We start from the raw sequence: 20712 nt of genomic DNA on the forward strand, positions 1-20712 counted from the left end.
TGTGTTTAGTCGCAATTAGTTTTATTGTGTTACCATTTGAAGCGTGTTCTTCGAAATCTGCTCCAATAATACACTTTTTTCCTGGTAAAACCTATCAATGTGATCCATCTTGGCGTTTCTTACCGTAAATAAAGATACGTTTTTTACAACTTCTGTTTTGAATACTTTTTGCAGTTCTTCATTAAGCTCATCGATAGTATTAAATTTATCTTCCAGACATAAAGCTAGTGAAATTGCCGAATTCTGCATCAAAGAAACTTTAATTTTATACTTAGATAAATATCCGAAAATTAAACTCATATGATCTTCCGCGATGAAAGAGAAATCTCTCGTCGAAATTTTCAGTAAAGTCTGGTTTTCCTTTAAAATATACGTTTCCTCACTTTGGTTTTTGTCGGAAGCACCTACTTTTGTTCCTTCTTTTGTAGGATCCACGAAAGATTTTACATAAAAAGGGATGTTTTTTTGCTGAAGCGGCTGCAATGTTTTCGGGTGAATGACACTTGCTCCGTAATAGGCCATCTCAATCGCTTCTTCATAAGAAATATTCGAAAGAAGGGTAACATCCTTGAATTTTCTCGGATCTCCCGTCATTACTCCCGGAACGTCTTTCCAGATGGTCATCGCGTCTGCATTTAAGCAATAGGCAAAAATTGCGGCAGAGTAGTCGGAACCTTCTCGTCCCAGTGTTACCGTGAAATTATTATCATCAGAACCGATAAAACCTTGAGTCACGTAGCAGATTTCTTTGTTTAAATTAGAGATAAACTCTTCCGTTTTTTTCCAATCTACATTACCGTCTCTGTAAGAATTGTCTGTTTTTACATAATCTCTTGCGTCAAGCCATTGGTTGGTAAACTGGATCTCGTTTAAATATTCACTCACAATTTTAGTAGAAATCATTTCCCCGCAGCTTACCACTTGGTCATAGACGAAGTCGTAGTTCGGAGATTTGTTTCTTCTCAAAAAAGAGTCGATATCATCAAAAAACAGATTAATTTCTGCAAAAACCGCATGATTTTCAGGAAATAAGCCATCTGCAATTTCGATGTGTTTTCGTTTTATCTTTTCAATTTCAGTTTGATAATTATCCTTCTTGAAATAAAGTTCTACCACTTTTTCCAACTCATTAGTCGTCTTGCCCATTGCTGAAATTACCAGCAAACATTTGGCAAACCCCTGGCTTTTTAATACCATAGACACATTCTTTACACTGTCAGCATCCTTTACTGATGCTCCACCAAACTTGAAAATTTTCATTAAATTGTTAATAATAAAATTGTTAGATAAAATTTGTGGGAATATTTTACGGGTGTCAAAATTATAAATTTACAACGAGATATGAAATAGCCCAGTGAAAGGATAGGCTTAAGATTTTATTAAAATCACGATTTGGTTAAAAATATTAAGATTGCTTCAACAGATTGGGAGTTGATTTCACTGAGAAGTTTTGGATAAATCATGAAAGTAAGGCTGTATGATGTTGATAAACAGTATTTAAACTCTTTTATGAATAATTTTTTTTAAATGTAATAAATTTTACGAAATTTGGGGAAAACGTAAAAAGAGAAAATATGTCAGATCAGCCATTACAGACTTTAGGAGAATTTCTTATTGATAAACAGGATGATTTCCAATATTCTACGGGTGAGTTTTCTCGCCTTCTGAGTGCAATAAGATTGGCTTCGAAAGTGGTAAACAGGGAAGTGAATAAAGCAGGAATTGCAGATATTATAGGAAAGGCGGGAAATGAGAACGTTCAGGGAGAGGAACAGCAGAAACTAGATGTCATTGCCAATGAGATTTTTATTACAGCACTATCCCAAAGAGAGGTTGTTTGTGGTATTGCTTCTGAGGAAAACGATGATTTTATTGATATTAAATGCGGCGAAAACGGCCATTTAAGCAAGTATGTCGTATTGATCGACCCTCTAGATGGTTCTTCGAATATTGACGTGAATGTTTCTGTAGGAACGATTTTTTCAATTTACAGAAGGGTTACCGAGCCGGGAACTCCGGTTCAGCTGGAAGACTTTTTACAGAAAGGTGTCAACCAGATTGCGGCTGGATACGTTATTTACGGTTCTTCTACGATGATCGTTTATACGACAGGAAACGGGGTAAACGGATTTACACTTGACCCGTCTCTGGGAACATATTATTTATCTCATCCAAACATGCAGTTTCCGAAAACAGGGAAGATTTATTCCATCAACGAAGGAAATTATATCAAATTTCCTCAGGGTGTAAAAAATTACCTTAAATATTGCCAGATGGAAGAAGGCGACAGGCCTTATACTTCAAGATATATTGGCTCGTTAGTGGCTGATTTTCATAGAAATATGCTAAAAGGCGGAATTTATATTTACCCGTCTTATTCACAGGCTCCCAACGGAAAACTGAGATTATTATACGAGTGTAATCCGATGGCTTTCCTGGCTGAACAGGCTGGTGGAAAGGCAACAGACGGTTTCAGAAGAATTTTGGAAGTAGAGCCGACTGAGCTGCATCAAAGAATTCCGTTTTTCTGTGGAAGCATCGATATGGTGGAAAAAGCAGAGGAATTTATGCGAATCGATAGTGTAAAATAAATGAAAGCAGAATATTTTAGATATTTATTACAATTCAAACGCCCGAGTGGAACATCTCGCGGCGTTTTGCATGAAAAGGAAACCTTTGTTCTTGAAATTTCAGAGAACGGGAAAAAAGGAATAGGAGAGTGCGCCGTTTTCAGAGGATTAAGTTTTGACGACAGGCCAGATTATGAAGAGAAATTACAATGGCTTTGTGAAAATATTCAACAGGATTCTGAGTTTTTAAAGGAAAAATTAAAGGAATTTCCATCGATCTGGTTCGGATATGAGCAGGCTGTTCTAAATTTGAAGCATAGTGGAAACCTCTATTTCCCGAGTGATTTTACAGAAGGAAAAGCTTCAATCAACATCAATGGCTTGATCTGGATGGGAGATATTCATTATATGGAAGAACAGATTCAGGATAAGCTGGAAAAAGGTTTTCATTGTATCAAACTAAAAATCGGTGTCGACTGGAAATCCGAGCACGAAATTCTGCAAAAATTAAGACAAAAATTTTCAAAGGAAAGACTGGAACTTCGAGTTGATGCCAACGGAGGATTTAATAAAGATGAATCAAAAGTGGTGTTGCAGCAATTGGCAGATTTAGATATTCATTCAATTGAGCAGCCGATAAAAGCCGGAAATTGGAAAGATATGGCTGAGCTATGCGCCGAAACTCCAACTCCGATTGCCCTTGATGAAGAATTAATCGGAATTATTGATTGTAATGAAAAGAAAAAGCTTTTAGAAACAATACAACCGCAATATATTATCTTAAAACCGTCTTTGGTAGGAGGTTTTGCAGGTTCAGACGAATGGATTTCCCTTGCTGAAAATCAAAATATCGGCTGGTGGATCACTTCCGCGCTGGAAAGCAATATCGGACTGAATGCCATTGCACAATACACGTATACGAAGCATAGTAAGATGCCTCAAGGTTTAGGGACAGGAGGTTTGTTTACCAATAACTTTGAGAGTCAATTGGATCTTCGGGGAGAGCAGTTATTTTTCTTGAAATAGTAGTTTTAGGGTCGAATAAATTTGTGTGTTTTTTAATGTTAATACTCGGTTATTAAATCACGTCTTTTACGAAAATCGCTTTCTTAATGCATTCTAACCAATAAGAAAACTTTTGTTTTACTTTTTTCATGATGTAAAATTTAGTATTCTTTGTCTGTTGATTTTACAATCTTTATGCCAACTTGAGCGGCTGTTTTTAGGGTATGTCATAAGGATTTGTCATATGTTTAAAAATAAAATAGTATTAAGAGACAATTGTGAAAATATTTTCATTATTTTTCAATCTGTTGGCAATAAGATTTCTATCCACACCATACAAGTTTTGAAAAATATCGTTCTGAACCGATGAGCTCGAAAGATATCCCCAATGATTTCCCGCTTCAAATTTGAAGGTATTAAGCAAATCATCTTCTACAAAAGTGCAGTCGATAACAGAGACAATATCTTTGTAAGGTTCAATATTACTGGGCCCGTTTTTTCCTAATCTCGGAGTCAGGATATTTTTAGTAAACTGTGAGATCCCCAGAATCAGGTCTTTTCTGTTTAAATAAATTGAAATTCTATTCGCCAGCAAAGGCAGTTTGTTGAAAGAAGTTTCCTGATCTTCAAAAACTTTATAGGAAACATCGGAATTCAACAATAAAACCTGATCAATTACCCTCAGTATATTTTCCTTTTTCAAGCTGTACAGCATACTCTGAAGTACACGGTTTCCCATCGAATGCGCTGCAATGTGAATCCTCTGGTTGCAGGGAATCAGGTCGCGGTTCGAGAAAATATCCTTTAAAAACTGAGTATAAAAATAAAACAGTCTCATCAGCGAAGCTCCGGAATTGATACTTGCAGCTTTATCATCAAAATAAGTGAGTGGAACAACATTGCTTGAAGCAGGCCAGCTTACAAATAAAATATGTTCAACAGGAGATTCGGTATTGTCGATAAACAGTTTTTTGAGGTCCAGAATAGCTTTCAGTTCATCATCAAAATCGTACGCATACCCGTGAATGAATATTAAAACATCACTTCTGTCCTTTGTAGAAGACATATTTTTATATAATTCATAAAACATTCTTTGGGTTCCGCCGAGATGATTGGCTGTTAAGGAAGATTCTTTGATTCCTTTTTCATTCAGTAAAACGTCCAGAACATCCTGATAACCTTGTTTTTGTGGTTCTGAGAAAAGTTGATAGTTAAGAATATTCCGATTGGTATAGTCTTTTTTCTTTTTGGCTGCGGCGGTCGGTTCTTTATAGCCGTCGAAATTACATTTTGCAATCCTGAAACTGGGAATAGAATATTCATCATTGGAAAAAGAATCTACTCTTTCCCCTTTATGACGAATGATTTTCCGATTGCTTAAGATGTAAACAGCCATGACAGTACTATTTGAGTAACGGTTTTTAGTTATTCCTAAGTTAAAGAAAAATATTGAATTATTAACAATTATAGATTTAAATTATAATTTCCGTAAACCCTTAAAATTTCCTAAATTTGCAAATTGTCGTATTATGCGACATCTTAAAGCGAATTTTAATGGAAGAAGAAAAAAAATCACTCAATTTTATTGAGCAAATTATCGAAGATGATTTGGCAAACGGTCTGAAAAGAGATCAGATCCGTTTCCGTTTTCCGCCTGAGCCAAACGGTTATCTGCATGTAGGTCACACAAAAGCGATCTGCATCAATTTTGGTTTGGGTGAAAAATACAATGCTCCCGTAAACCTTCGTTTCGACGATACGAATCCTGAAAAAGAAGAGCAGGAATTCGTAGATTCTATCATGAAAGATGTTGAATGGTTAGGTTTCAAGTGGGATAAAGTTTTGTACGCCTCCGATTACTTCCAGCAGCTTTACGATTGGGCCGTGCAATTGATCAAAGAAGGAAAAGCTTATGTAGATGAGCAACCGTCTGAAGTGATCACTGAGCAAAGAAAAAATCCGACAGAACCGGGGGTGGAATCACCATACAGAAATCGTCCTGTTGAAGAGTCTTTAGACTTGTTCGAGAGAATGAAAAACGGCGAATTTGAAGAAGGTACAATGTCTCTTCGTGCAAAAATCGACATGACATCGCCTAATATGAATATGCGTGACCCTGTTATGTACAGAATTTTAAAAAGACCTCACCACAGAACGGGAACGGCATGGAAAATTTATCCGATGTACGACTGGGCGCATGGTGAATCCGATTACATCGAGCAAATTTCACATTCTTTATGTTCTTTAGAATTTGAAAATCACAGACCGCTTTATGATTGGTATCTGGATCAGGTTTATGATGAAACTAAAGTAAGAAATAAGCAAAGAGAATTTGCAAGGATGAACGTTTCTTATATGATCACTTCCAAAAGGAAACTACAAAGGCTGATCGCTGAAAATGTAGTGAACGGTTGGGATGATCCTAGAATGCCTACGATTTCCGGAATGAGAAGAAAAGGTTTCACACCGACTTCTATCAGGAATTTTATTGAAAAAGTGGGGGTTGCCAAAAGGGAAAACCTTATTGAAATCCAGTTGTTGGAATTCTGCGTCCGTGAAGATTTAAATAAAATTGCTAAACGTGTCATGACGGTTGTTGATCCTATCAAATTGGTGATCGAAAACTATCCTGAAGGCAAAGAAGAATGGCTTGAGACTGAAAATAATCCTGAACAGGAAGATGCAGGAACAAGAGAAATACCGTTTTCCAGAGAATTATATATCGAGCGTGAAGACTTCAAAGAAGAAGCGAATAATAAATTCTTCAGGCTGAAATTGGGTGGCGAAGTCCGTCTAAAATCTGCTTACATCATCAAAGGTGAAAGGGTGGAGAAAGACGAAAATGGCGAGATCACTACGATTTATGCAACGTATGACGAAAAATCTAAGTCCGGAAGCGGAACTGAAGAAAGCTTAAGAAAAGTAAAAGGTACGATTCACTGGGTATCTGCAAAACATGCGATTCCTGTAGAAGTAAGAAATTACGATAGATTATTCACTGTGGAACAGCCTGATGCCGAGAAAGATATAGATTTCTTAAACTTCATTAATCCTGAATCTGTCACAACAGTTCAAGGATTTGCTGAACCTAGCCTGAAAGATGTGGTTGTTGGAGAACCTCTTCAATTCCAGAGAATTGGCTATTTCACGAAGGATCAGGATTCTACGGATACAAATTTTGTGTTCAATAGAACTGTGACGCTAAAAGACTCTTATAAGCCGGAGTAAAAATTATTTATATCAATATAAATGAACAGGGCTTAATTTTTAAGTCCTGTTTTTTTTTGTTTTAAACACTAACAGCACCAATAATGAGCACCAATTTCACAAATCAAAATTGTGTTATTTCGTGAAATTCATTTGCTTCATTTGTGTTTAAACAAAACATCAAATACAAATTATTAAACTAAAACTTGAGAAATTGTGAAATTAATAAACTTATATACAAATTCATTCAAAGGGCTTTCGCAGGAAAGCTGGATGTTGGCGCTGGTAATGCTCATCAACCGATCGGGTTCGATGGTGCTTCCTTTTTTGGGAGTTTACATGACAAATCATCTGCATTTCAGCATCGAAAATACGGGAATCGTTCTGAGCTTTTTCGGAATCGGTTCGGTATTGGGATCCTGGTTGGGAGGATTTATTACAGATAAAATAGGGGAGTACAAAGTGCAGTCTTTCAGTTTATTACTGAGTGTTCCGTTATTTTGTCTCATTCCTGTTTTCAAAACAGAAGTGGGAGTGGCAGCGATCATTTTACTTCAAAGTATTGTAAGCGATTCCTTCCGTCCTGCCAATTCGGTGGCGATTACAAAATATGCAAAACCTGAAAATATTACGAGAGCATTTTCATTAAACCGTATGGCGGTCAATCTTGGGTTTTCCATTGGTCCTGCTTTGGGAGGGATTTTGTCGGCCATTTCGTACGAATTTTTATTCTTTAGCAATGCTTTGGCTGCTTTCTCGGCCGGAATATTATACATTGTATTTTTTAGAAAACGTAATAAAATTGCCAGATTAAAAGCTAAAAAAGTGAAAGAAGCCATAGAAATCAAAAAAGAAAATTCGCCTTACCGCGATGGTAAATTCCTGGTTTACTGTTTCTTTTGTATGCTGTTTTCGATCTGTTTTTTCCAGATATTCAGTACATTAACGATATTCTACAAAGATGTTGCAAAACTAAGTCAGCAGAATATCGGCTACATTTTAGGATACAGCGGATTTTTGATCGTATTGCTCGAAATGGGCTTCGTACAGATTGCGGAAAAATATTTCAACCTGGCCGTTACCATGCTTTTGGGAACTTTCATTTGCGGATTTTCGTATGCCATGATGGCTTTTGATCACAGTATCGTTACACTGATAATTTCAATGACGCTGCTTTGTATCGGGGAAATCTGGACACTCCCTTTCATGTCAACCATCACTGCATTAAGATCGGGGGACAACAACAAAGGCGCTTATATGGGGCTCAACGGGATCTCTTTTTCCATTGCTTTTATCGTAACTCCGTATTTGGGGACGATGCTTGCGGAGAAATTCGGTTTCAATGCCTTGTGGATCGGAACAGGAGTTTTGGCGACAGTGATTGCCATTGCATTTTATTTTATCATTCCATGGATGATCGGCGATAAAAAAGAAAAAATATAATTGTTTTTTGGGCGTGTCCCCGGAGATTTTCCAATGCTCATCCAATCCGAAAATCTCCGGGGTCGGGCTGCTTTGGGGTCCGCTTCGCTTCCGTACTCGTTCGTTCCTCACTCGCACCGGCTCCTTCGTCGCCGCCCGCCGCATCCCTCACGTGGGAGAGCCGCAAAAAATATAGCCCTGCCAAGGTTTTAAACCTTGGCAGGGCTATATTTTCATTAAAAAAGAACCATTTATGAAATATTAATCTTTACAGAGTAAAAAGAGAATAATTTTTGCTTTCAATACTTCAATGACAAAGTTCTATTTTTTACTTTCCATATTTTCCGTTTCATTTTTCTTTTCACAGAAGAAAGATTCAGCAACATTGATTTCAGAAGTTCAGATCGATGCTTACAAAAAATCAACGCCTTTTATGGCTTCTACAAAATCGGTTTCGGTAGTTTCTGAACAATTATTAAGTCAAAATACCCCTGAGAGAATGTTGGAATCCATCAACCAGATTGCTGGAGCAAGAATGGAAGAACGCTCTCCCGGAAGCTACCGGATTTCACTTCGCGGAAGTACGCTGAGGTCGCCTTTCGGAGTCCGGAATGTGAAAGTTTATCTGGATGATTTTATTCTATCGGATGCGTCGGGTAATACTTATTTCAATGTGATTTCCCCCGAACTGATCGACAAAATGGAAATCTACAAAGGTCCGGAAAGCGGAGATTACGGAGCGGTAACAGGCGGAACAATCCTTTTGCAGACCAGAAAATCGGATCATCTTTCTGCCAATGTATCGATCGGGAGTTATGGAGCTTTTAACCAGAGTTTTGATTTCTCGAAACAGTTGGGAAAACATTTTGTTGAGATTTTCCAGAATTATTATCAGACGGATTCTTACAGGGAACAATCGGCGGTGGCGCGAAAACAGTTTTTTATCAAAGACAATTTTCAATATTCGGAAAAAGCGTTGTTTAAAGCAATGATTTCATACACAGACCTGAATTACGAAACACCGGGAGGACTGACATTGGAACAGATGCAAGCCAACCGCCAACAGGCCAGACCAGCCACGCCTTCACTTCCTGGAGCTAAAGAACAGGACACAGGAATCCGTAACAAAATGCTTCTGACTGGACTTTCTCATGAGTTTAATTTTAATCAAAATTTTTCTCATTTTATTTTAGTTCAGGGATCGTATGTAGATTTTGAAAATCCGTTTATTACCAACTTTGAGAATCGTTTTGAAAAGAATTTTGCACTAAGAACTCATTTTAATTATGAAAAAAACTGGAACGAAATTTCTTTAGCCTACAGGTTCGGTTTTGAAGGTGGAATAAATGATATTTTGATTAAAAATTACGACAATAATAAAGGTATTGAAGGAAATCCACAGAATTTTGATCAAATTAAATATACTTCCGGATTTTATTTTCTTTCGCAAAAATTAGATTTTAACGAAAAACTTTTCACGGATATTTCAGTGAGCTTAAATTCCAATTCTTACCAATGGGAGAGGCTTTATCCAAGATCACAAGACGGGACGATTAGGTTTAAAAATCAATGGCTTCCTAATTTTGGCATTACTTACCTGTTGGGAAAAGGTTTTTCGGTCAGAGGGAAAATAGGGAAAGGCAATTCTGCGCCTACGAATGAGGAAATCCGCTCATCAAATCAGGAGTTTAATGTGAATCTGGTTCCGGAATCTGGCTGGAATAAAGAAATCGGACTTAGAAAACAATTCGGAAATTCCATTTTTGTGGAAGGAAATTATTTTGATTTCAGGATGAAAAATGCGATCGTGAGAAGGCAGAATGACAGCGGACAGGAATATTTTATCAACTCCGGAGAATCGGTTCAGAAAGGCGTTGAAATTTTGTTGGAGTCGAAAAATTTTAATCTTAAAAATACTATTTTGAGTAATTTCAAATTCAGATTTTCCGGAAGTTTTTACAACTTTAAATTTGAAAATTATCAACAAAATAATACGGATTTTTCAGGAAATGATCTGACAGGAGTTCCAAGAACTACAATAAACAGTTTGCTGAATTTTACCTTATTTAAAAAGATTTCTGTTGACTATTCCCATTTTTATACCTCGAAAATTCCTTTGAATGATGCGAATACTTTTTGGTCAGAATCCAGTTTGATAGGAAATATTCAACTTAGATTTCCTATTGATATTGATAATACCAGATTGAATGTGTTCTTTCAAATTCAAAATCTTTACAATACAGATTATGTCTTGGGTTTTGATAGTAATGCTTTTGGGAATCGCTTCTATAATCCGGCTGCAAAAAGGAATTTTGTTACGGGAATACAGGTTAATTTTTAAAAGCAAAGAGCTATGCCGAAGCATAACTCTTTTCATTAAAATTAATTATTATAATGTGATTTTTTATAGTGCAGGAGGAGCTTCATTCATATTCAATTCTTTTACATAGATTTTAGTATCTGAATAATATCCATAATTAATTGTTCCTTCTTGTTCTGTCAGATTTTGAGTTTTAAGGAAAGAAGCCGGACGATTTGTATATGATGCTGCTTGTTTTGTAACAACGCTTCCTGTAATAGAAACGGGTATTTTGTAGCTTATAGCACCTTTTTGTACCTTTTGAATAGCAACAATATACAATTTCTTATGTGGAGGAATCGTTGGGCTGATCGTTTCACTAATTGTTGTTCCTTTTGTAGTAGTGGTAGTTGTTGTTTTGGATGTGCTTAATGTTGCCTGTACTGATGCTTCTGCTGTTGCCTGCACAAATGGTAACGGAATACTTACACCACCCGGAAGCCCTATATTTCCGGTAGGAGAACTCACCATAATTGATATTTTTGCACCAACATTCAGACCTGCCGCCACAGTAGTACTGTTTGACAAGGTAAGCTGATCACTGAAAGTAAGTGTTTTTGAATATGCAAGAGGATTTGAACTGCTGTTGTAGATGGTTGTAGCACTATATGTTGCCTGGCTGCCATCTTGTACGGGATTAAAACTGTTAATCACCGGTAAAGATGTTTTCACATAAGCTTTAGCACCATTATTTGCCGGACGCACAAGACTTGCATCTGTTTTGTAATCGTTTACGATAACTCCTGTAACATTTCCTCCATATTGATTTTTATATAAAGTGACTATTTTCGGAGCTGTTAAGCCTAACTGTTGAAGGTTGGCAGATGTCAATTCTTCCTGTATTGTAGTGGAGTTTTGTAGTGAAATTTTATTACTTCTGCGTTCGGGCATACTAATCGTTGCAATAAGTTTCAAACCATTTTCCTCAATGAATTTTGCTTCTTCTTTGGCGCTCATGGTTTTTGTAGCCAGTTCTGTTTTCTCTGTCGGCTGAATTTGTTGGATAGTGTCTTCAATCCCATCCTGTTCACATGATGCTAAAAAGAAAGAAACTCCAATGATTCCTAAAACTTTTAATGTAGTTAATTTTTTCATAAGGTTTTTTAATTTAAGTTCTCAAATTTATAAAGATCACAACTAATTGAAATATAAAATTCAAAAAAAAATAATTCACATGATACTTTGTATTATTTATGATTTATTTTATTGATAATTTGATAGTTGGGATTTTGTTTAGTTGAAATTTTTAACAAGTAAATCCCTTAATTTGGAAATAATAAATTAAATTTAGTATAAAATTAAACTCACTTTAAAATACTTTGCAAAATAAGTTCCGCATGAATCCTCGAGTTTTCAATAAACCAAAGATGTGTATCTTTTCCGCCGCAAACAACCCCGGCCAGGTAAAGATTTTTGACATTGGTTTCCATTGTTTCCGGATGATAAAGCGGATTTAAACATTCTCCCTGCAATTCAATACCTGAATTTTTCAGGAATTCAAAGTCAGGAAGATAACCCGTCATTGCCAGAACAAAATCATTTTCTATTTCATTGGTTTGTCCGTTTTCATCTTTAAAAATTACGGTATTTTCCTTTATTTCAGTGATTTCAGAATTAAAATAGGCCTTAATGCTTCCTTCTGCAATTCGGTTTTCGATATCGGGTTTTACCCAATATTTCACACTTTTTGAAATTTCGGAATGACGGATAATCATCGTAACTTCAGCGCCTTTCCTGTACGTTTCCAATGCAGCATCTACCGCCGAATTACTGGAACCAACCACTACAATTTTCTGTTTGGCGTAAGGATAAGGTTCGGTATAATAATGTTTTACTTTTGGAAGATTTTCTCCCGGAATATTCATAAAATTCGGGATATCATAGAAGCCTGTTGAGATTATTACATTTTTAGCTGAATATTTTCCTTTCGTAGTCTCAATGGTAAAGACATCGTTTTCTTTCGTTACTTTCAACACTTTTTCGTAGAGATGAATGTTGATATTTTTTTGTCTTGCAATTCCCTGATAATATTCCAAGGCTTCCTGCCTTCCCGGTTTTGGAGCGGTCGAAATAAACGGAATTTCAGCGATCTCCAATTTCTCTGCAGTAGAGAAAAACCTCATATATAAAGGATAATTGTATAGTGAATTTACGATTGTTCCTTTCTCGATAATTAAATACGTAAGATTATTTTTTTGAGCTTCCAGCGCACAATTCAAACCTATGGGTCCTCCTCCGATGATAAGAATATCCAAAATTTCCATATCACAAAAATACGAAAATGCCTTATACATAAGGTCTTAAATACATAAACAAAAAACTATACTTACAATAATTAAACTCTATTTCACTTACTCTGGAAATTTTGATCAAGCTGGCATTAGTTTTGGTGCTTTCTATCAAATTTAACAGTAAACCGATGAAAAAATTATTTACTTCATTATTAATTCTGAGCATTGTTGCTTGTGAAAAAGATCCCAAGAAACCTATAGAAGACAGGAAGGATTCTACCCAGCAAACTGCCATTGACAGTACAGCGGTGACTCAAAACCCTACTAATAATAAGGATATACTTTTAACGCAGAACAATCAGGAAATTTTACAGGCTTTGAAAAATAAAGACTATAAAAAATTAGCAGAATATATCCATCCGGAGAAAGGAATTCGTTTTTCAATGTACGCGTTTGTAAATCCTAAAGAAGACAAGCACTTTTCAAAAACAGATTTCGAAAAATATGAGCCTACCAAAACGCTTTTCACCTGGGGAGCAATGGACGGTTCGGGAGAATTATATAAAGCCACAATTGATGACTATCTTACAAAATGGGTGTATTCAAAAGATTTTGTAACGGGGCAGACTTCATTAAATGAATTCTTAGGAAAAGGAAATTCGCTGAATAATTTAAAGAAAATTTATCCTAATGCAGATTTTGTAGAAAACTTTATCAAAGGTTCCGAAGCCAATGCCGAAATGGACTGGAAAACGCTTCGCCTGGTCTTTGAAGAATATCAGGGGAAATATTATTTAGTTGGTGTTGTGAATGATCAGTGGACGATTTAATATGAATTAACCACAAAAGGCACAAAAGATTTTTACACATTAGCTTATTTGAAGTTAAAAACTAACTGCAAAGAAGAACACATAGTTTTGAAAATCTTTGATTTCTCAATTGATCTAAATGTTTTCAAAGGTTTAAATTGTCTTAAGTGTTCTTCTAATGTATAAAAATCTTTTGTGCCTTTTGTGGTTAAATATAATTAATCTAAAATTTCAACCAATTTTTCAGTCAGGTTTTTTCTTGAAAATTGCTGAATGTTCTGTGTGTTTTCAAGAAGATTTCCATTTTTCCAGAGTTCAAATTTTTCGAGGATAAAATTTTTAATCGTTTCAGAATCGCTGTAACTGAAGTGTTTTCCGGCTTTAGTCTCATTTAAAATTTCGGCAACATCGGCATCATTGGGTCCGAAAGAAATAATTTGTTTTCCGGTGGCCAGATATTCGAAAATTTTCCCGGGAATAATTCCTTTCGACGATTCGTTCGGAAAGTTTGTTATTAATAAAAGGGAAGATTTCGCCATCTCATCAATAGCTTTGTCATGCGAAAGATAACCCAAATTCAGGATATGATTTTTTAAAGCAGAATTTTCAATTGAGTTTAAAATTTTCTCATCAATTCTTCCGGCAAATTTTAAGGTGAAATTTTCTGCAAAATCAGCATTGGTTTTCACCAAATCATCTAAAGTTTTCCAAAGGTTTTCCGGATTTCTCAACTGTTCCAGTACCCCGATATAGCTCAGTATGAATCTTTGTTTGAGGGTTTGAGAGTCTGAGGATTTGGCTGTTTTTGAAGCATCAGATTCATCAAAACCATTTGTGATACAAACTGCATTGGCTCCATTTTTTTTGAAATTTTCCGCGTCGGTGTAGCTTGTGGCTAAAGTAATATCTGCATTTTTAAAAACATCACTTTCGAGCTGTCGGTGTTTTTTGTCGGAGTTTTTGGTGAGTTTTAAATGTTTGTAATATGAAATTTCCGTCCACGGATCACGGAAATCGGCAATCCATTTTAAATGGGGAAGTTTCTTTTTTAAGTTTAAACCAATTAAATGCAGAGAATGCGGCGGCCCTGAAGTGACAACCACATCGATTTTATTTTCTTTTAAATAATTTTCTAAAAATTTTACAGAAGGCTTTACCCAAAAAACTCTGGCATCGGGGATGAAAAAATTCCCTCTTACCCAAATCGAAAGCTTAGATTTCCAGCTTTGGTTTTTCCCGACATCAAACTGTCCGGCTTTGAATTTTTTGTTGCTTTTATTGAGCTTTTCGGCCAATTGATAAGGTTCCCAGATCTTTGTCTTTACAATTTCAATATCTTTTGGAACATCTTTGATCAGACTCTCATCCAGCAAAGGGTAACTCGGATTTTCCGGTGTATAGATCACCGGTTTCCATCCGAATTCGGGTAAATATTTTGCAAATTTCAACCACCTTTGAACACCAGGACCTCCCGCGGGAGGCCAGTAATAGGTGATGATCAATATTTTTTTTTGAGAACTCATTATACTTATTTTAAACACAAAAGAGGCAAAAGACTTTATTACTTTTCAGTTTTTCTTTTGTCTCTTTTGCGGTAAATAGAATAAATTCCAAAACCACTCAACAGAATAAACAATCCGAAGCAAAGAAGAGAAATCCATTTTCCTTTTTCAATAACTTCTGGTTCGAAGATCATTCTTACGTGATGCTTTCCTGCAGGAACATGAACTGCCCGAAGCAAGTAATCTGCCTTGATATAAGGAACTTCTTTTTCATCTACGAAGACTTTCCATCCGTGAGGATAATAAATCTCAGAAAACACAGCCAATTGCGGAGTTTTTGATTCAGATCTGAACTCCAGTTCGTTCGGCTGATATTTTGTTAAATTAATAAATGCCGTAGAGTCTGCCTGAACAGGTTTTCCGTCAAAATATTTTTTATCTGAAGAAGCGATAACAGCGGTTTTTTTACTGTCAATTACTCCAATTGCTTTAATTTCTTGGTTAGGAGAATCTACAAACTTAAGGTCACTTACAAACCATGCATTTCCGTTTGCTTTTGGATTCGGGATTGCTTGAGGCTGTTCCGGTCCGCCTACAACCCAGTATTTAGCATTTAATAAATTCAGGATATTCGGAACTTTTACAGAATCCATTACCTGGAAATATTCATTGATCACATCGTCGTATCTTCTCAATTTTACGGCGTGATATCCTCCGATGGAAGATTTAAAATAAGAAGTATTCGTCTCACTGAATGTCCCTAAAATATTGTTGAAAACTCTGTAATGCGTTTTATCTTTTTCTGCAATGGTTTCCAGGGTTTTGTTAACGTTTACATTCGCTAAAATAGATTCAAGGTTCGGATTTTCCTGCACTTTTTCGGCCATAAGATCTGAGCTTTCGGTCTGGAAAGGATTTTCCGCAAAGATTTTATCAACGTAGTTTTCATCATTCAGATAACGTTTGTTTACTGTCCAGAGATCAAATAAACTTACGGCTCCGATGATGATTAATGCAATATTCTGATTTAATTTTTGCTTTAAACTCAAGAATAAAACTCCGGCTGCAATAGCGATATAAATAAATGCTTTGATCGCATCAATTTTAAATAATTTAAATCTTTCATCCACCAAATAATCCAACAGGAAAGGAGGTAGATAAGTTTTTTCATTATCTGTATGGAATCCTAATAATGATTTTCCGAAAACAAGCATAATTAAGACTAAACCTAAAGCTCCACCACTTACATAAAGAAGAATTTTCTTTTTGTATTCCTCTGTTAATGATGAATCGGTAAAGAATCTGTACAACCCGATAATGGCAATTAAAGGAAATAATAATTCCACGACCACCAAAATCGAAGAAGGCGCCCTGAACTTGTTGTAAAACGGAACAAAATCAATAAAAAAGTCCGAAAGTGGCATAAAATTGCTTCCCCAAGCCAATAAAATAGTAAGAATTGAAGCGCCTAAGATCCAATAACGGTACTTTTTCCAGGCAAAAAAGAATCCTAAAACAGCAAGGAAACAGACAATAGCCCCCTGATAAGCCGGCCCTGAAGTTCCGGGTTGATCTCCCCAGTAGGTTAAGTTTCCGAATCCTTTGGAAATCCTGTCCATTTCAGCTTGTGAACCTACATTTTCCTGCACCAGTTCCTGAACTTTGGCCATCATTTCTTTTCCTTCCGGTTCCTGGCTTCCACCACCCATTAATCTAGGAATGAATAGGTTAAGTGTTTCCAGTTTTCCGTAGCTCCACATCAGCATACTTTCTTTATCCATTCCTGAATTTCCTCCAGTATGGCTGTCGTTGGTTAAAATTTGTTTTCCACGAACGGTTTCTTTAATGTATTCAGAATTCGCCATGATTCTTTGGGAGTTCATTCCGACACCGATAAGACATGAAGCAGCAATAATTCCTGAGGAAATTAAAAAATGCTTCATTGGAGTCTTTTTCTGAATCGTTCTGATTAATTCCGACAAGAATAAAAATCCTAAGGCAAGGAAAAGGTAATACGTCATCTGCGGGTGATTCGCTGCCACCTGAAGTCCCATGAACAGGGTAGTGACGATAAATCCCCAAATGTATTTTTTTCGGATATAGACCAATAAAATTCCGGCTAAAAGCGGCGCGAAATATTCAATAGTATTGATTTTTCCATTGTGTCCGGCTGCAATCGCGATGTAGAAATAGGTCGAAAGTCCGAAGAATGTTGCTCCTAAAAGTGCATATTTCCAGTTTCTGAGCACGACCATTCCTAAAAGGAAAAACCCTGCAGAAAGTAAAAACAGATAGTTTACCGGTCTTGGAAAAAAGTTTAAGTTAGAATCAATTTTTTTAATGATATCACCTTTAAACTGGCTTCCCATTTGATAAGTCGGCATTCCTCCAAACATGGAATCGCTCCAGTAGGTTTCTTTTCCGGTATCGGCTCTGTAGTCGAGAAGTTCTTTTGCACCGCCTCGATATTGCACGATATCATGCTGGAAAAGCTGTTTTCCCGTAAAGACAGGAGTGGAGTATAAAAATGCTAAAACTATAAATACAACTAATGAAATTGCAATATAAATTAAGTTTTTATTTTTCGCCATGTTGATGGTTATTATCTTTTATTTTACCTTTTGTCGTTATTTTCTTTAATCTCTTCATAGTCCACAGTTTCTGCGTCCCAGTTGATTTTTTTATTGATCTTATTTGAGTTTTGTATATCCGGCTGCTGCTTTTTGTTGTTATTAAACATATAACTGTGGAATGTCTTAAAAAAAATCCTTTTCAAAATATTCCAGACAAAATAAATGATAATCGTTGCAAGTACGAACTCAAAAATGTACTTCATAATAAATAAATTGTTTAAAGTTTAGGGTTTAATATTTAAGTTAAAGCTTTGAAAATTAGACTTTAAAACTCCTCCATACTCCAATTCTCCAACCCTCAAATACTCCAACCCCAAAAACCCTCTCACTCCTTACTTCGCCGAAGGATTTACCATTACAGAAGAATTAGAAACACTTTTCATAGACTGAGACTGTTTTCCGTCTGAGATCGTTTCAATCTGTGTAGTTACCACTTTGATGTTCTGGTTAGTGATCCATCCTGTATTTTGGTCAAACTTAATGGTTCCGTTCTGCGCCAATTCACTGCTAAGGCTGTGTGTGATCGCTCCCTGAGCCTGCTTTTCGGTTTTTTTAGGAATTCCTCCGGTTACGGAAATTTCTGCGATACCGTTTCCTACGCTCTTTAAAATATAGTTTGAGGTTACTTTAATTTTTCCATTTGGATCAGCATTTTCACTGCTTGTCCATTTTTCTCCGATTTTTACTCCTTTTTTAGGAATAATGGTTAAATTTTTATTGAACTGGTCTTTCAAAACTTTTTCATTGAAAGATTCTTTAAGACTCGCTACAACACTTGCTTTTTGGTTGGCGTCTTTCACGATCGTCCCCACTGCATTCGAAACTTTAGTGTAGATCGGATCAAAACCTGTAATTGAAATTACATTCCCTTTTGTATCCATCTTCATGTTCAGTTTATTTCCGGTAAGCGCTCTGTTGATATTCCAGATCATTTTCAGGTCATCTTCTTTCGGAATTGGCAGTTTTGTATCCACTACGATTGTTTTTCCGTCTGCCGACTGAGAATTTCTTTTAGCAATTAAATTTAAAGTGATATCATAAATATTTCCTTTAATATCATTTACGGTGAAAGACATTTCGTCCGTAGATTCGCTTGTTCCGTTAAGGGTTTTTCCCTGTGGATCGGTCATTGTTTTTGTATCTCTCTGATACGTTGTTAAAGGATATGTTTTTCCTTTTTCCAATTTGAAAGTCTGAGTATAAACTCCGGCAGAATCTTTAATAGCAGGGTTTTCTGCCACTTTTGCCACAGAATCCGCAGGAACTTCTACCGTGATTGTTTTACCTGTTTTAGGATCAAATTTCGTTACTTTTGTAGTTTCTTTTTTACAAGAAACAAGAGCTATGGAGGATATTAGCACTAATGCTGCTATGTTTTTCATTTGTTTAAATTTTTAATGTTATCGAAATTAATTGATTTTCATAATTTTCTGTCTTACAGCTTCATATAAAATTGCGCCACAAGCTACAGAAACATTTAATGATTGTGTTTTCCCTTCAATAGGAAGTTTTATTTTTTCGTCTGAATGATGCAGAACTTCTTTAGAAATACCGGTTTCTTCATTGCCCATTACCACTGCGCAAGGTTCCGTAAAATTGATGTCGTAGATCATTTTATCTGCCTTTTCGCTTGCCGAATACACAGAAATCCCGCTTTGCTGAAGAAAATCTACAACGTGAGCCAGATTCGGTTCTTTACATATTTTAATATTGTAAATGGCTCCTGCTGAGGTTTTTATAGCATCGGAATTAATAGGTGCAGCTCCTTTTTCCGGGATAATGACAGCATCAATTCCCACGCATTCCGCAGTTCTGCAGATGGCTCCGAAATTTCTCACATCTGTCAATCGGTCCAGAATCAATAGAAATGGAGTTTTTCCCTCTTCAAATAATTGAGGAACAATATCTTCCACTCTATGAAACGGAACATCCGAAATAAATGCTACAACACCCTGATGATTTTTTCTTGTAAAACGGTTCAATTTCTCAACCGGAACGTAATTGGGACGGATTTTATTTTTAGCTAAAATTGTTTTCAGTTCAGCATAAATAGGACCTTGCAGTGCATTCTGCACAAAGATCTTGTCAATCGTTTTTCCCGCTTCAATTGCTTCAATCACGGGACGCAGCCCGAAAATAAAATCGTCTTTTTTATCTGTCATTTTGATATTTTAAATAGTGAAATGTCAATGGTCAATTTTACTTTGTAAGTCAAATTTTAAAATTCACATTTGACAATTGACTTGCGCAGCAAAATTCACTTTAACTATCTTCCTTTTTCCCCTAAAATTGCTCTTTTCTGCGACATTACATAGCCGTAATGCAGGCTTTCATGCATATTGTTGAAGATGATGGCATCCTGAATGCTTTTCAGATCCATTCCGAAACTTGTGGTGTAAGGGGTGTAATCTGAAAAGAAGTCGCTGTCGTAATCTTTCATTAAAATCTTTGAAGTTTCGGTCAATAAAAATTCCAGATCTTCAACTTCAGATTTTTGGACATTCAAGTTTGGAAGAGTGCCTTTTTTGTATGTTTCAATCCAATATTTATCAATTCTGAAAGGGTTTCCGCTCAGATAATAATGCAGAAGCTGCTGGGTAGCAACCGTGTGTGCAATATTCCAGTAAATATTATTATTAAAACCATCCGGAATGAACAAAAGATCTTCGTGGGAAGTGTTTTGTAAAACGGTCAAAAGGTTCTTTCTTACTTGTCTGTGAGCTTGAAAATGATAATTCATTTTGCAATTTTTTTTAATCACCAAAAATAGTTTAATAAACTGGAAATGACAATTTTTGAATGCGCTATTAAAGCAAATTTTATATATTTTTATGAAAAAAAGAAATAATGTTGTTGAGTTTTAAGGTTTCCACTATTTTTCAATCTCGCATTAATGCTGGAATATTTAACAAACTTTAACTCAAATATGGCATTAATTGTGTTGATTCATGCAAGTATTTATTAGAAATTTACC

Annotated in this window: 16 protein-coding genes; 6 read left to right on the plus strand and 10 right to left on the minus strand. The window is 35.9% G+C overall.

The genetic code is table 11. The features are described 5' to 3' along the window. Window positions 1-21: 21 nt before the first annotated feature. Window positions 22-1260 carry an aspartate kinase gene (locus tag BMX24_RS02400; protein WP_089790483.1) on the minus strand — a complete coding sequence of 413 codons (1239 nt, stop codon included), beginning with the start codon at window positions 1258-1260 and terminating at the stop codon, window positions 22-24. Between the two features lie 314 nt (window positions 1261-1574). On the opposite strand from BMX24_RS02400, the gene fbp reads away from it, so the two are divergent. After that, window positions 1575-2591, plus strand: coding sequence for a class 1 fructose-bisphosphatase (gene fbp / locus BMX24_RS02405; protein ID WP_089790484.1), 1017 nt, complete (start codon window positions 1575-1577; stop codon window positions 2589-2591). Then, window positions 2592-3596 (plus strand): o-succinylbenzoate synthase, encoded by a 1005-nt coding sequence (locus BMX24_RS02410; RefSeq protein ID WP_089790485.1) that lies wholly within the window; start codon window positions 2592-2594, stop codon window positions 3594-3596. Window positions 3597-3840: 244 nt separating this feature from the next. Here the strand turns inward: BMX24_RS02410 and BMX24_RS02415 are convergent, their stop codons facing one another. Then, on the minus strand, window positions 3841-4971 hold the full coding sequence (locus tag BMX24_RS02415) for an alpha/beta hydrolase (protein WP_089790486.1): 1131 nt from the start codon (window positions 4969-4971) through the stop codon (window positions 3841-3843). A 158-nt stretch (window positions 4972-5129) separates the two neighbouring features. Here BMX24_RS02415 and BMX24_RS02420 point away from each other — a divergent pair, with 158 nt between their 5' ends. The 3 genes from BMX24_RS02420 to BMX24_RS02430 all read left to right on the plus strand — a co-directional run bounded on the left by BMX24_RS02420 (window position 5130) and on the right by BMX24_RS02430 (window position 10545). Next, window positions 5130-6803 (plus strand): glutamine--tRNA ligase/YqeY domain fusion protein, encoded by a 1674-nt coding sequence (locus BMX24_RS02420; RefSeq protein ID WP_089790487.1) that lies wholly within the window; start codon window positions 5130-5132, stop codon window positions 6801-6803. A 252-nt stretch (window positions 6804-7055) separates the two neighbouring features. Beyond that, window positions 7056-8225, plus strand: coding sequence for an MFS transporter (locus tag BMX24_RS02425; RefSeq protein ID WP_089792696.1), 1170 nt, complete (start codon window positions 7056-7058; stop codon window positions 8223-8225). Between the two features lie 289 nt (window positions 8226-8514). Next, the gene (locus BMX24_RS02430; protein WP_089790488.1) at window positions 8515-10545 is read left to right on the plus strand and encodes a TonB-dependent receptor; all 2031 of its coding nucleotides are present in this window, start codon (window positions 8515-8517) and stop codon (window positions 10543-10545) included. Window positions 10546-10608: 63 nt separating this feature from the next. Here the strand turns inward: BMX24_RS02430 and BMX24_RS02435 are convergent, their stop codons facing one another. Beyond that, window positions 10609-11658: an ETX/MTX2 family pore-forming toxin gene (locus BMX24_RS02435; protein ID WP_089790489.1), complete on the minus strand. Its 1050-nt coding sequence runs from the start codon at window positions 11656-11658 to the stop codon at window positions 10609-10611. Between the two features lie 209 nt (window positions 11659-11867). Further along, a complete protein-coding gene (locus BMX24_RS02440) occupies window positions 11868-12827 on the minus strand; it encodes a YpdA family putative bacillithiol disulfide reductase (protein WP_089790490.1) in 960 nt (319 codons plus the stop codon). 155 nt (window positions 12828-12982) lie between these two features. Here BMX24_RS02440 and BMX24_RS02445 point away from each other — a divergent pair, with 155 nt between their 5' ends. After that, on the plus strand, window positions 12983-13624 hold the full coding sequence (locus BMX24_RS02445; RefSeq protein WP_089792698.1) for a hypothetical protein: 642 nt from the start codon (window positions 12983-12985) through the stop codon (window positions 13622-13624). A 197-nt stretch (window positions 13625-13821) separates the two neighbouring features. On the opposite strand, the gene BMX24_RS02450 is transcribed toward BMX24_RS02445, so the two are convergent. The 6 genes from BMX24_RS02450 to BMX24_RS02475 all read right to left on the minus strand — a co-directional run bounded on the left by BMX24_RS02450 (window position 13822) and on the right by BMX24_RS02475 (window position 20478). Further along, window positions 13822-15126, minus strand: coding sequence for a glycosyltransferase family protein (locus tag BMX24_RS02450; RefSeq protein ID WP_089790491.1), 1305 nt, complete (start codon window positions 15124-15126; stop codon window positions 13822-13824). Between the two features lie 38 nt (window positions 15127-15164). Then, window positions 15165-17696 carry a YfhO family protein gene (locus tag BMX24_RS02455; RefSeq protein ID WP_170835640.1) on the minus strand — a complete coding sequence of 844 codons (2532 nt, stop codon included), beginning with the start codon at window positions 17694-17696 and terminating at the stop codon, window positions 15165-15167. A gap of 23 nt (window positions 17697-17719) precedes the next feature. Further along, a complete protein-coding gene (locus BMX24_RS02460) occupies window positions 17720-17941 on the minus strand; it encodes a hypothetical protein (RefSeq protein ID WP_089790493.1) in 222 nt (73 codons plus the stop codon). A 129-nt stretch (window positions 17942-18070) separates the two neighbouring features. Further along, window positions 18071-19120, minus strand: coding sequence for a DUF6263 family protein (locus BMX24_RS02465; RefSeq protein WP_089790494.1), 1050 nt, complete (start codon window positions 19118-19120; stop codon window positions 18071-18073). Window positions 19121-19147: 27 nt separating this feature from the next. Further along, the gene (rlmB, locus tag BMX24_RS02470; protein WP_089790495.1) at window positions 19148-19900 is read right to left on the minus strand and encodes a 23S rRNA (guanosine(2251)-2'-O)-methyltransferase RlmB; all 753 of its coding nucleotides are present in this window, start codon (window positions 19898-19900) and stop codon (window positions 19148-19150) included. Between the two features lie 104 nt (window positions 19901-20004). Beyond that, a complete protein-coding gene (locus BMX24_RS02475) occupies window positions 20005-20478 on the minus strand; it encodes a DinB family protein (protein WP_089790496.1) in 474 nt (157 codons plus the stop codon). Window positions 20479-20712: the final 234 nt, after the last annotated feature.

Origin of the sequence: Chryseobacterium wanjuense (assembly GCF_900111495.1) — a bacterium.
Lineage (GTDB): Bacteria > Bacteroidota > Bacteroidia > Flavobacteriales > Weeksellaceae > Chryseobacterium > Chryseobacterium wanjuense.